Source organism: Psychrobacter sp. CX10 (genome assembly GCF_057621575.2).
In genome coordinates, this window is sequence record NZ_CM177736.1 from 2,391,676 (window position 1) to 2,404,969 (window position 13,294).

Annotated in this window: 10 protein-coding genes; 6 read left to right on the forward strand and 4 right to left on the reverse strand. The window is 38.6% G+C overall.

The features are described from left to right. Nucleotides 1-95: 95 nt before the first annotated feature. Nucleotides 96-473 carry a succinate dehydrogenase, hydrophobic membrane anchor protein gene (gene sdhD / locus AC21OH_RS09610; protein ID WP_486535999.1) on the reverse strand — a complete coding sequence of 126 codons (378 nt, stop codon included), beginning with the start codon at nt 471-473 and terminating at the stop codon, nt 96-98. Beyond that, nucleotides 473-904 carry a succinate dehydrogenase, cytochrome b556 subunit gene (sdhC, locus tag AC21OH_RS09615; protein WP_487369975.1) on the reverse strand — a complete coding sequence of 144 codons (432 nt, stop codon included), beginning with the start codon at nt 902-904 and terminating at the stop codon, nt 473-475. Before sdhC ends, sdhD begins: the two co-directional genes overlap by 1 nt. Nucleotides 905-2,579: 1,675 nt before the next feature. On the opposite strand from sdhC, the gene AC21OH_RS09620 reads away from it, so the two are divergent. Next, nucleotides 2,580-3,857 carry a citrate synthase gene (locus tag AC21OH_RS09620; RefSeq protein WP_487369976.1) on the forward strand — a complete coding sequence of 426 codons (1,278 nt, stop codon included), beginning with the start codon at nt 2,580-2,582 and terminating at the stop codon, nt 3,855-3,857. A 140-nt stretch (nt 3,858-3,997) separates the two neighbouring features. On the opposite strand, the gene AC21OH_RS09625 is transcribed toward AC21OH_RS09620, so the two are convergent. Then, nucleotides 3,998-5,077: a hypothetical protein gene (locus AC21OH_RS09625; RefSeq protein WP_487369977.1), complete on the reverse strand. Its 1,080-nt coding sequence runs from the start codon at nt 5,075-5,077 to the stop codon at nt 3,998-4,000. 162 nt (nt 5,078-5,239) lie between these two features. Next, nucleotides 5,240-5,713, reverse strand: a complete 474-nt coding sequence (locus AC21OH_RS09630) for a type IV secretion protein Rhs (RefSeq protein ID WP_487370047.1) — start codon at nt 5,711-5,713, stop codon at nt 5,240-5,242. Between the two features lie 481 nt (nt 5,714-6,194). On the opposite strand from AC21OH_RS09630, the gene AC21OH_RS09635 reads away from it, so the two are divergent. From AC21OH_RS09635 to AC21OH_RS09655, 5 genes are all read left to right on the forward strand, one after another. Next, nucleotides 6,195-7,529 (forward strand): replication-associated recombination protein A, encoded by a 1,335-nt coding sequence (locus AC21OH_RS09635; RefSeq protein WP_487369978.1) that lies wholly within the window; start codon nt 6,195-6,197, stop codon nt 7,527-7,529. A gap of 403 nt (nt 7,530-7,932) precedes the next feature. After that, entirely contained in the window at nt 7,933-9,048 is a 1,116-nt protein-coding gene (gene ribBA, locus AC21OH_RS09640) for a bifunctional 3,4-dihydroxy-2-butanone-4-phosphate synthase/GTP cyclohydrolase II (protein ID WP_487369979.1), read from the forward strand. Between the two features lie 208 nt (nt 9,049-9,256). Then, nucleotides 9,257-9,400: an alpha/beta fold hydrolase gene (locus AC21OH_RS09645; protein WP_487369980.1), complete on the forward strand. Its 144-nt coding sequence runs from the start codon at nt 9,257-9,259 to the stop codon at nt 9,398-9,400. Nucleotides 9,401-9,707: 307 nt separating this feature from the next. Then, on the forward strand, nt 9,708-10,571 hold the full coding sequence (locus tag AC21OH_RS09650) for a bile acid:sodium symporter family protein (protein ID WP_486535993.1): 864 nt from the start codon (nt 9,708-9,710) through the stop codon (nt 10,569-10,571). Nucleotides 10,572-10,911: 340 nt separating this feature from the next. Next, nucleotides 10,912-13,143 carry an ATP-dependent helicase gene (locus tag AC21OH_RS09655; protein ID WP_487369981.1) on the forward strand — a complete coding sequence of 744 codons (2,232 nt, stop codon included), beginning with the start codon at nt 10,912-10,914 and terminating at the stop codon, nt 13,141-13,143. Nucleotides 13,144-13,294 lie beyond the last annotated feature (151 nt).

A 13,294-nucleotide genomic window follows, 5' to 3' on the forward strand; every position in this document is an offset into this window, starting at 1 on the left:
TAGTTCATCTATTTATTCAAACTATTTATTCTATTCAAGCTATCTATTTAACCTATCACTTTTAATAAGTCAGTTATCAAATGACATTTAAGTCATTACATAATACCGATACCACGACCCCAAAAAATCATAATGCCCCAAAATAGGTAAACTACAATTGCGATAATCATAGCCGTCTGTAGTACGATGCGCAGTCCTGTGGTTTTGACATAATCAGTAATCACCGTCCACATACCGACCCAAGCGTGTGCTGCCAAAGCAACAATTGCCAACAAACTAAATATACGCATAGGCATGCTCATGATAAAGCCTACCCATTGCTCATAGCCAACAGCGCCATTTAATAAAAAGAAGCCAACCAGTACCACAGTATATACCGCTAGAATGACAGCACTGATTCGCTGCATCATCCAATCACGTGTCCCTGTGCCAGTTAGACCTGTCGCGCTTTTAGTTCCAGAATCATTTTTCATTACAACATCACCCATATAAATGATAGCACTATCAATATAGCGGCAATTACAAAACACACTATTGAAGCTGTTCTACCAGACTTAAGCTCTTCGTTAAAACCCATATCAGCTAATAAATGCTTTATACCCATAACAAAATGGTAAGCAGTTGCTGCAACAAAGATCCAAACAATAAATCGTAACGCAATATTGTCAAAAATAGCAGCAAAATGATGGGGTGAATATAAAGAGGTCTGCAATAACCACAATAGAACAGGAATAAGAATAAATAAAATAATTCCCGAAATTCGGTGCATAATAGAAGCTCTTGCCGTAGGTGAGCTATTTACGCTAATCACTTGGCTAAGGGGCAGATTTATCGGTCGGTTGCTTTTCACAGCGGGCGTCCTTTTGCGGTTGTCACTCATGCTAACGACAATACTTGCACTCATGCTTTACTGTACAAGTTATTGTTCAAACGTTCATGAGACGGATAAGTTAAGGAGTAGCTAACTGGCTAAATTCAGATTAGCCAAACTGTAAAGCTTACAGTGCTCTATAGTATTTATTATACCAGTTATTTGAATATACCAGTTATCGAACTAGCTATAGAGTATTCAGATTTGATGCTAGGGCTGACGCTATCGATTAAACTCTTAAGTATCGTCAAGTTTTTCATTCAAATTTTAAGGTTGCAGTTTTTAAGGTTTCTACTATTTAGGTATCTATTACTGATATCCTATTATTAATATCCTACTATTAATATCCAAGTATGAATGTCCTAGTACCAGATATTAAATCCTTAAGAATAAATATCTTAGCAATGTTGCAATACAATAAGTGCCAATACAATAAGTGCCAATACATTAAGTGCCAATACAATAATAGATATCCATATTGCGGTACACCTTAATTGCAGGAAATTAAATTGTAGAAAGCTTAATGTTAGCTTAAAAATAATGAAAACTTGAAACGCGTTGGCGACTATTTCTATAACTCAAAAATTCTATAACTTAAAAAAACCTTTAACATAAGCATCGTTCTCTTAAACCAGTTAAGAATTATATTAATATTTGAAAAAAGTATGAGATCATAATAACATTTCGATTTTTTCAAATTAACGATTTGTTAATACAGCTATTTAATTCCAGCTATTAAAGTTTTGGTAATAGAACTAGTCAGCATCTATAACTTTATAATTATAGGGTTTGTTTTTATTAATTACAAATAAAATACCTAATAAAGACTTTAAAGATGCAATGTATACACAAATTTTTATCATCACGGTTCATGCAATTAAGCAATTTAATAACTGAGTGCAAAAACTACTATTGATTTTGTTGCTACTTCAATAGGTACAATTATTTATCAATACAACTTTCTAAGTCTCTAAATTGACGTATTAACTATAGAAAGTTTTTTCAATTCTATGCATTAACTGGTAATATACTTGTGATCTATAGTAGTGATTAAGATTTAGGCTTAAAGCAAGTCCACTGTTTTGGGTTCTATGAGTGAAGGTTAATTTAGTATAGATTTTATTAATGCCTTCATATCTCTCTCGTATGATATTCATTTATACTGTTATTTTAATCGCCGCTTCTATTTGATAGTACTCGTAAATATTCGTTAATATTCATAGCTACTTAACTTGTTATTAATAGCTATATGAATTGCATCATAACTATTTACATCATTGTTACTTGTATCAATACTACTGGTTTCAAAGACTAACCGTAATTAACGTGTAGTCAAAAGCAATTATAAATACGCGTGTTCAATCTCGATGTTATAAATTGATCTACAAATTTTAGCAAAAAATATATTAGCGAATTTATTTATATTCAACTGTGCAACACATGATAGTATTTACCGTTTATAATTTTTACCAATGTAAGGCTTTACTTATATAGTGTTTACTGATGACCGATTCTTTTTTAACATCGGTTATAGATTTTTAATTGATATAAATAATAATTGCGATAAATAATAAACTTAAATGTTTGGTTCTTGTATGCACAGATTAGATGTTTTATAGAGTATGTTTATTCACAAAGACGTCTTATTTATCAAAATTACCGATTTATTCCAACAACTAAGAGTTATACCAACAATTAAGAGGATTTTATGGCTAACAATACTGCATATTTAAAGGTAGATGAAAAGGAATATGAGCTACCGATTCAACATGGAACTTTGGGTCATTCAGTAATTGATGTGGCAGCATTCCAGCAAGCAGGTTATTGGACTTATGATCCAGGCTTTAAAGTTACTGCGCCTGTGGAATCTCAAATTACTTTTATCAATGGTGAAGAGGGCGAGCTTCTACATCGTGGTTACCCTATCGCACAATTGGCTGATAATGCAGAGTATTTGGAAGTATGCTACGCCTTATTAAATGGCGAGCTACCAACTGCAGAGCAAAAGACTGAATTTTATAAAAATATCAAAGCAAATCATAAAGTTGATGCAAAAATCCGCAAAATCTATGACGGTTTTGGTAGCGATGCGCATCCTATGGCTATGATGATCAGTGTGATGGGTGCATTAGCTGCTCAATACCACGATGGTCTTGATATTTCAGAAGAAGACGTACAAGATGTGACGGCAACCCGTCTTATCGCCAAAGTCCCAACGCTTGCTGCTATGTGTTATAGATACTCTCAAGGTGAAAGCTTTGTCGAGCCACGTGAAGACTTTAGTTATGCTGAAAACTTCTTATATATGATGTTTGGCGACGCATCCGATGCAGACTATAAAGTTGATCCTATTTTAGCAAAAGCTATGGACAAGATTTTTACCTTGCATGCTGATCATGAACAAAATGCGTCAACGTCTACCGTGCGTTTAACAGCCTCTACTGGTGCTAATCCTTATGCTTGTATCGCTGCTGGTATCGTAGCGCTTTGGGGCCCTTCACACGGCGGCGCTAATGAAGCAGTTTTACAGATGCTAGATGAAATCGACACGGTTGAAAATGTCGAAGAATTCATGGAAAAAGTAAAACGCAAAGAAGTGAAGCTAATGGGCTTTGGACACCGTGTTTATAAAAACTTTGATCCGCGCGCTAAAGTAATGAAAGAGACTTGTGATGAGGTTTTAGGTGCTCTAGGTATTAGTGATCCTAAACTTGAACTTGCTATGAAGCTTGAAAAAATAGCGCTTGAAGATGAGTACTTTGTTAAACGTAATTTGTATCCAAACGTTGACTTCTATTCAGGCATCATTCTTAAAGCAATTGGTATTCCAACATCTATGTTTACGGTTATCTTTGCCTTGGCACGTACCTCAGGCTGGATTAGTCACTTGATCGAAATGAACCGTGCACCGTATAAGATAGGTCGCCCGCGTCAGTTATATACTGGTGAGAAAAAACGTGACTTTGTTGAGCTTAAAAATCGTTAATAGCTTATCGATAAGTTGTAATGTGATAAATTCGCTTAATTAATCTATTATTTAATCAAAGCCCTCCACATGGAGGGCTTTGTTTTATGTTCGATAAGTATAAAACTTATATAGGGACGCAAGCTATCTAAGGCATGTGCTTAATTAGTGATATCTATCTTTTCAAGCATTTTTTCATACTTCTCAATCTGTATGTCATAATCTTTGATTTTAGCCTCAAATTCCTCAGCTAAAGAACCAAACTCTTCAGACTGCTTTTCTTGGGCAATGACAAGTTCTTGCTTAATAGCTTCAAGCTCATTAGATTGTTCGATTTGTATCCGTTGCCACATTTGGTACTGCTTGAGTAGTCGGGCTAACGCCGGAGTTTTTTTGGCCAAACGGTATGCTAATTCAGAATCAGAGAACACACCTGGGGTTAATGTCGCAATATTAAGTAAGGTATCCACGGCTTGTGCTGGTAGCTCAACATCATCAGGTAAGTACAAAGATTGAAGCGCCGTATTATAACGATTACGCATCTCACTTGTGGTCAACATTACAGGTTCATGAATAACGCGATTGGTTGCTAGTGGCAAATCTTGTAAGGTAACTTCTTCAAGAGCTTCAAGTTTAGGGGCATTACTTGCACCCTCTCTTTCCACTTCCCTTATACCTTCTCTTGCTTCACTGTTACTTGCTCCTTCATTGGCTAGTCTATTATCTATAGCATTATCCGCACCCGTATTATCGGCGCTTGTGCCACTTTCACTCGTAGCGGCATTAGAGGTTGCCGTATTCGTGGCTGGCGCATCAGCAGCTTGTAGCGCTTCATACTCTGCTTGTTGACTCTCTTGTAGGTTCGTCATTTTGTTTATGAAATCGGGCTCGAATTTTTCGATAGTTGCCGCAGTTTTAGGATCAACGGTTATGTTAGGTTCGCTTTGGGCGTCTATTTTAGTCGTCGTGTCTGTTTCAGGTTGCGGGTCAGAATTGCAGCTTGAGAGAGCGAGTAGCCCTAAGCTTAACCCTATTATCAAACCTTTAAATGACTTCATACTATTAATATTGTTTTTAAAATATAAAATTTCTGGTTTAAGTGATGGCGGCATTAACTGAGACAGCTCTGATTGCAATAGCTTTGATTGCGATAGCTTTGATTGCGATAGGTTAATATTTTGATCGCTGTTTGAAGACTCTTTGGTATTCATTGTATTGTTATTATTTTGTCTACCCTGCATAAGTGATGCCCTTTAAGTGGTAATTGTTCTTTTATTTTGTACTATAACAACGTTTAAAACCTAACAATGTTTAAAACCTAACAATGTTTAAAACTGTATCAGTAAATCATGGTTTAAATGTTTTTAATTGTGCCGTCAGATTTGTGCATCATCTACGGTAGTCTATTGTCTTTGTTGTTGCAAAAAAGGGATACACGCCTGCCAAGGTTCACAGTTTTTTCCCATTTCACGCCGAATAAAATAATCTTGCACCATACGTGCTTGCTGCTCTATCCCATACTTAAAAAAAGACTTACCATGCTTAAGCTTATAGCGATACCGCCTGTCGAACAGGGCGCCTCGTACGACTTTAATGCCTTGCTGCAATTGCCAAACGTGGGTCAGCTCATGTATTAACCAGCCTTGCTTGCTCAGCGATACTTTAGCAAAGTCCTCGATCCAATCTTGCTCATTAAAATATATATTACCATTTGGGCTGACTGCATAGCCTTTAAGTACCCACCATGCTGTTTTTAGACGTACGTTGCTGACATCTAATTGATCGCCGAACACAGAAGTTACCATCTCTATTTCTGCATCCGTTAATGATCGGCTTCGTTGTGGCCGTTTGAGCCTTGGTAACACTGAATTTTTCATTACATTGATTCTATTAGGAGCTTCATATCGCTTAGATCTTTCAGAGAGTTTGGGTGTTTCAGATAGTTTAGGTAAGTTAGCTGCCACACTGGATTCATAACACTGCGAAGGCTCTGATTCCAATGTGGAGAATTTGATTTGCCGTTTATCTAGCACTGCTTTATCTAAATTATGTCCCAGCTGTTGCGTAAATTGCATAAGTTGTCCAAAATGCAAAAATTGCATAAGCTTCTTAAATTTACTCAGCATGACGCCGCCTTAGCCTATTTATCAAGTGCATAAAATGGTATTAAACGATATATATGTATTGACATGATGGACGACTAACCTCATGAACTACTTACTAACCATGAACTACTTACTAATCATGAATATTAAACCGTCAAGGTGCAAGTAGTTATATGCTGTATATTACAAATCTTATCACTCGCTACACCCACTGTGCTTGCAATTCACTATGTTTTAGGCTGTAATCTTCTTTATGTCAACACTACTTAATACTACCTCGAATGTCACCTCGCAACCGCAAACTGATATTCCTTTAGCGCAGCGCCTACGACCCAAATCACTCGATGAGGTCATTGGGCAGACGCACCTATTGGCCAAAGGCGCACCTATACGCCGTTTTGTTGAAAACGGCCATTTGCCTTCCCTAATTATGCATGGTGAAGCTGGGATAGGTAAGACGACTATTGCCATGTTGCTGGCAGATGCGGTAGGTCGACCCTTTTATCCTTTATCAGCGATAAATACAGGTGTAAAACAGCTGCGTGAAGTATTAGATGCAGGCGGCAAGTCAGGTCAAAGTGGTTTGGATTTTGCTGCGCCTGTGGTTTTTATTGATGAGATTCATCGGTTTAATAAATCGCAGCAGGACGCTTTACTTGGCACTGTAGAATCGGGTGACATTACTTTAATTGGTGCCACTACGGAGAACCCCTCTTTTAGTGTTAATAATGCATTATTATCACGCTGTCAAGTTTATCGTTTGGAACCTTTGGATGCCGAACAGATACAACGTCTTCTTGATCGAGCTATGACTACAGATAGCGTACTAAGCACTCTCGATATTAAGCTTACGGCTGGGGCACAAATAGCTAAGCTTGCACATGGTGATGCGAGAAAATCCCTTAACTTACTTGAGATGGCCGTTCAAGCAGCTGACCACAGCCTGTCGCCTATTGTTATCGATGATGCTTTGTTATCGAGCGTGGCCCAAACCACATTACAGCGTTACGATAAAGATGGCGATCAGCATTACGATATTATCTCAGCCATGATCAAATCGGTACGAGGTTCAGATCCTGATGCGGCACTATATTGGATGGCGCGCATGCTGGTGTCTGGTGAACCGCCAGAATTTATAGCCAGACGCTTAGTCATACTAGCCAGCGAAGATATTGGTAATGCCAATCCTAACGCATTATTATTAGCAGATGCGGCGCTGCGCTCTGTAAAATCTATTGGTATGCCAGAGGCGCGTATCATCCTTGGTCAAGTTGTGGTGTACTTAGCGACCTCCGCAAAAAGCAACAGTACCTACATGGCTATTAACAAAGCCATGCAGCTTGCAAAAAAAGATCAGTCTGCGGTCCCACTGCATCTACGCAATGGGGTAACTGGGCTCATGAAATCTCAAGGATACGGTCAAGATTATATCTATCCTCATGATTACCCCAATCATTTCTACCCACAGCAATATCTACCTGATGCGCTAGTGGGCAAACAGTTCTATCAGTATGCAGACAATCAACGTGAGCAGCATAGTTTGAAGTTTATGCAGTGGCTACACGATCAGTCTGCGACAAAAAAGTAAACCTTCAATACTTCTTTAAGAGTTGTAGCAAATGAGTTTAATTGGCTGCGGCTTCTGTTTGGTTGTAACTTTTGTTTGGACGCGGCTATAGAAGTTAAACGTGGTTAAGGTTACAATAGTCAGCAAAATTTTAACCGTATTTTAGAGCGTTTAAAGCGTTGTTAACTGCTTTAAATGCTTATACTTCTTAAGCTTAAATGATCGTAGCAATAAAAGTACATACGACAAATCAAATAAAAGACTGATTTATTAAGCGCTTTATTGTTTAAAATCAATTTTTAAAAAACACCTTATTTAAAACCATCTATTTAACATACTTGATATTTAAAACACTTTTGATATATCGCACTTTGTTTTAAACACTAATACCTATAAGACTCCACATTAAAAGAGATAGCATATTATGAAATTATGTAATATTGAAGACATTATTAATGACATTCGTGCCGGTAAAATGGTTATTTTGATGGATGATGAAGACCGCGAAAACGAAGGTGATCTTATCTTAGCTGCGACTCATGTCAACAGTGAAGATATTAACTTTATGATTACCCATGCACGCGGCTTGGTTTGTTTAACGCTAACAGAAGAGCGTTGTCGCAGGCTTGAACTGCCACTTATGAGCGACAATAACGAAGCCAAATTCAGTACGAATTTCACAGTCTCTATTGAAGCGGCAGAAGGCGTTACTACAGGTATCTCTGCTGCGGATCGTGCCCGCACTATTCAGGCAGCTGTGTCCTCTTCTGCCAAACCTGAGGACATCGTACAACCCGGTCATATCTTTCCAATTATGGCACAAACTGGCGGTGTTCTACACCGCGCAGGCCATACCGAAGCGGGATGCGATTTGGCACGTTTGGCAGGTTTAGAGCCTGCTGCAGTTATCGTTGAAATTATAAATTCTGACGGTACCATGGCACGCCGTGATGACCTAGAAAAGTTTGCTACCGAACATAATCTAAAAATAGGTACTATCGCTGATTTAATAAACTACCGTATTGCAAATGAGCAAACTGTAGAAGAGGTAGGACAACGTCCTTTTGAAACAGAATTTGGATCGTTTACTTTATATGAATTTAAAGAGTATGGCGCTACCGAAACGCATCTAGCGTTGGTTAAAGGCGACCCAAATGAGGGTATTAGCACCGTACGTGTGCATGGTTTTCACCCTTTACGTGATTTGTTCGCTGCCAAACGCGATCAAACTGGGCGTAGCGGCTGGAGTGTACAAAATTCATTAAAAGAGATTAGCCAGTCTGAACGTGGTGTTTTGGTCTGGATTGGTAGCAACCAACCTGTCGATTTAGGAGAAGTGCTAGAGCGTGCTCAAAACAACCAATCTGTCTCTATACTGTCCAATCAGCCATACCGTAGTATCGGGGTGGGCGCTCAAATTCTGCGTCATCTGGGTGTCCGCGACATGCGCTTGTTGTCCACACCTCTTAAATTCAATGCCTTATCAGGATTTGATTTAAATGTTGTTGAGTGCGTCGATTCACCAGAGTCTAAAGCCTAGTTTTAAGGATTAGCTTTTAGAGCTTAGTTGTTTGCTTAGGCTCTAATTTGGGTTATCTGACCGCTTCAAACTCTGAGAGAACAAAGCTTCTCACAAACTTGATAACTTTTAAGATGCTATATGTTTTAAACTCAGTCAGAAACTAACGCTGGCCCCTAACCTATTTATTAACATTCCCGTCACTATCCTTACTGGTGGTCAATCAAAATTGTATGCCCCAAGCTGGCAACGCAAGATTGCTGAGCAGCTGCCCAATTGCCAAGTGGTCGAGATTGAAGATTTAGGGCATGCCGTTCCTTTAGATGCCGCTTTGATATTTGCTCAAATGTTAAGACAGTTTTTGGCGTTATAGCTGTTTTTATGTGGTATGAAACTGAACTATTAACAATTAAATAGAGACTATTGCGCACTCCACTATGACACTTATTAATACTTAGCCATCACTATACCTAGTAATGAATATATAGTAATAGTCGTTTAATAATGGACTTATCGTGCCAGCCACTCATTATTTAATTCCTATTAATAGAGCTTTAGTAATTAGTTTAAGATAAACTGCTTTAGATTAAGCGTCATGAAACTAATACTTGTTTACAGCATCTCAATTACCTATACTTGAATCCGTTTTTATCATTTTACATACCTAAATGGATTTAAGTATGGACACACTTACGGTGGCATTGTTGCCCCTTGTGCTTGCATTTATCATGTTCGCACTTGGCTTATCGATGAAAGTCGCTGACATTAAATATGTCATCAAGGCTCCCAAACCTTTTATGATTGGGTTTATTTCACAATTGGTACTTTTACCCCTTGTGACCTTTATACTCATTCTTTTGCTCAAGCCTGATCCTGTCTTAGCGTTTGGCTTTATGCTATTAAGCTTCTGTCCTGGCGGAGTCACCAGTAATATGCTGTGTACTCTCGTAAAAGGCAACTTACCCCTCTCAGTCGCTCTAACCTCTGTTATGAGTTTGGTCTCTATTATAACCGTGCCCATTCTTACAACGGTTTCTTATAATCATTTTATAGGCTCTAGTGCAGGTAATATAAGCTTGCTCGGCATGGGTATTAAGATGTTTTTGATTACCGCGCTCCCGGCAAGTCTTGGTATTTATATTAATGAAAAAAAACCAACCTTTACTGACAAGCACCGCACGACATTTATGAAGCTTGCCTCGGTACTATTTGTGATATTGGTTATTTTAGCGATTGTCAGTAATCGTGAGCTTTTGATTGAAGAATCAGGACAGGTGACGGTAATGATTGCGACCATGTTGATGGCGCTTTTTGTTATTGGTATTGGCATACCTAAGCTGTTTAATTTGTCTTGGGTTGATGCAAAAACTATCGGCATGGAAGTTGGCATTCAAAACAGTACGATGGCGCTTGCATTATCAGGACTAATAGCATCCTCACCCACTCAGATACTTCCAGATTTCGCGCTACCTGCTGCTGTTTATAGTGTGATTATGTATTTAATGGCCGTACCTTATATTTTATTATTTCGTAAAATTAATTAGGTAACACACCATTAGCTATAAAGACAATGTGCTGTAAAGACAATACGCTGTAAAATCAAAACGCTGTAAAAACAATGCACCTTAATAGATCAGATTCACTTTTTGGAGAATCTGGTCTTTTTAGGTTTTTACTATGACTAATTTTTGGTTTTAGCATAGCGTTTTAAACAAATATAGCCCTGGTTCTACCTATAAACTGGTTATCCCATAAATTATAAAGTTGTAAATGAAGATACGCCCTAACTTCCTATAGTGATAAACTAATGAATATTATAAATGTTAAATAGTTAGGCACGCCATATCAAACCATTATATATGATCGCTAGGAATTAAAATTTTTATGTCTGATACCTCGTCACTTTTTGAGACTGAAAACTATACTTACCCAATGATGCATCCAGATGATCAGGCCAAAATAAGAGCGTTAAAAGCCTCAATCAATAAGCTTGAATCCCATCTCATCACACCTGACTCTGAGAATCTAAATGGCAATGACGATCATCCTCTTAAGTCCTCAGAATCTAGTCAACATTCAAATCTCAATGAAGATAGCGCATCAGGCGTACAGACAGGCCTGGGTCACCCATTAATTATTGATTACCAAAAAGAGCTGAATCCCAATCAGTATTTAGCAGCTACTACTGTCTCAGGTAAGGTATTGGTAATCGCTGGCGCAGGTTCTGGTAAGACAAAAACACTGACTTACCGCACAAGTTACCTCATAGAAAATGGCGCTAATCCCGAAAACATCCTACTGCTGACCTTTACCCGCAAAGCTGCTAACGAAATAAAGTCCCGTGTCAAAATGCTGTTATCAGATAGCTTGTCGGATAGACGTGATATCAATAGCATCACTAGCGGAACATTTCACTCTTTTTGTAATATGCTTTTACGCCGTTATTCAGGCTTGTTAGGTATCAACCCGAAATTCACCATTTTGGATACCAGCGATAGCGAAGACGCCATTGATATGATTAGTAAAGAGCGTGGTTACAGCAGTAAAAATCAAAAACAAGCATTTCCACGTAAAAAAAAGCTTCAAGAACTTCTGTCTGCTTCTCGCAATCGAGAAATACCGCTGCACGATCTAATTACCAACGATCATCCAGATTTGGTCATACATATTCCCTCTATTGAGAAACTTGCCAAGGATTTTGATCGCTATAAACGTGCCCATCACTTGTATGACTTTGACGATATCATCGCGCAAGTGGTTGAGCATTTAGAAACCAACGCTCGCTTTCGCCAAATTGTTCAAGATACCTACCGTTACGTCATGGTCGATGAATATCAAGATACAAACATTCCGCAAAAGCAGCTTATCGATTATATCTGTGAACCTGATGAGGTATCGCTAATGGTTGTCGGGGATGACAATCAAAGTATCTACGCTTTTCGGGGGGCAAACTACCATAACATTCTAAAGTTTGGCGATAGTTATCCTGAGGCCAAACTTATCAAACTAGAACAAAACTATCGCAGCTCGCCCGCTGTGCTTGAATTTGTGAACGCTTTATCTGAACAGATCACCTTAGGGTATCAAAAGGAGCTTTTTTCAGACGCTCCTTTTGAAGGTGAAAAGCCTATCTTTTGCCGCCGTAGTAACGAAACCGAAGAAGCAAAATTTATTGCTGATACGGTGTTATCGCTTAAGGCTGATTACGACTACACGGATTTTGCCGTATTGGGCCGAACATCATTTCAATCCAATCATATTCAGCTCGAATTTATGAAACGTAATATTCCATTTGTGGTTGTAGGGGGTATCAAGTTTATTGAAAAGCGTCATATTAAAGATGTGCTTGCACTCGTAAAGGTATTATATAACCCTAATGATACCATCGCTTGGCACCGTATATTAACGCTATTTAAAGGGGTCGGCGATGTGACTGCTATTAAACTTACCCGCGCTATTATTGATAATAATAATCAGCTTGACCCACTACTAGACCCCAAATTAAACAAAAAAGATGAGCATCTTACCGAGCTATATCATGTGTTATTACAGGCAGAAAATAAAGAAAGTGTTAGTGACATATTAGAGATGTTACTCGAATTTTATGTGCCTGTTCTGCAAACCCTAGAGGAGAACTGGCGCGAGCGTGCCGAAGACTTTAGGGTATTGTTAAATTTAGCAGACGAGCACTCAAGTTTGGATAATTTTCTGGAAAATTTAGCACTCGATCCTCCCAATGATTCGGTGGCAGCAGGCAGTGAACCTGATAAAAAAGACAAAGATGCGGTAACCATTTCAACCATTCATAGCGCCAAAGGATTGGAGTGGCCGATAGTCTTTGTTAATGCTTTGGTCGATGGGCTGATGCCGCATCATCGCTCATCAGGAGAGTTTGAAGCGCTTGAAGAGGAGCGCAAATTATTTTATGTGGCGTGTAGTCGTGCCAAAAGCAAACTTTATCTGACTGCTCCTGATTATATATCAAGCTATTCAGGCTATTTTGACATGGTATCCCGTTTTGTAAGCGAAGTACCCAGTAGCACTGTAACGGTTGAACGCAGAACCGCTGCAAAGCTACGTCAAAAGCTTGAAGACAATGAGCCTGAGTGGTGGTAGCGGATTGGGTTTTAGATTTTAATACCTAACTATAAATTTATGTATAGTCTAAGAAGTTTAAAATGGTTATAAGGCAACCGATTGCAAGCACTACTCATGTAGGCTTAGCGAGGTTAACGCCGTAACCGTTTAGTAGTTCGCTGACTATAGC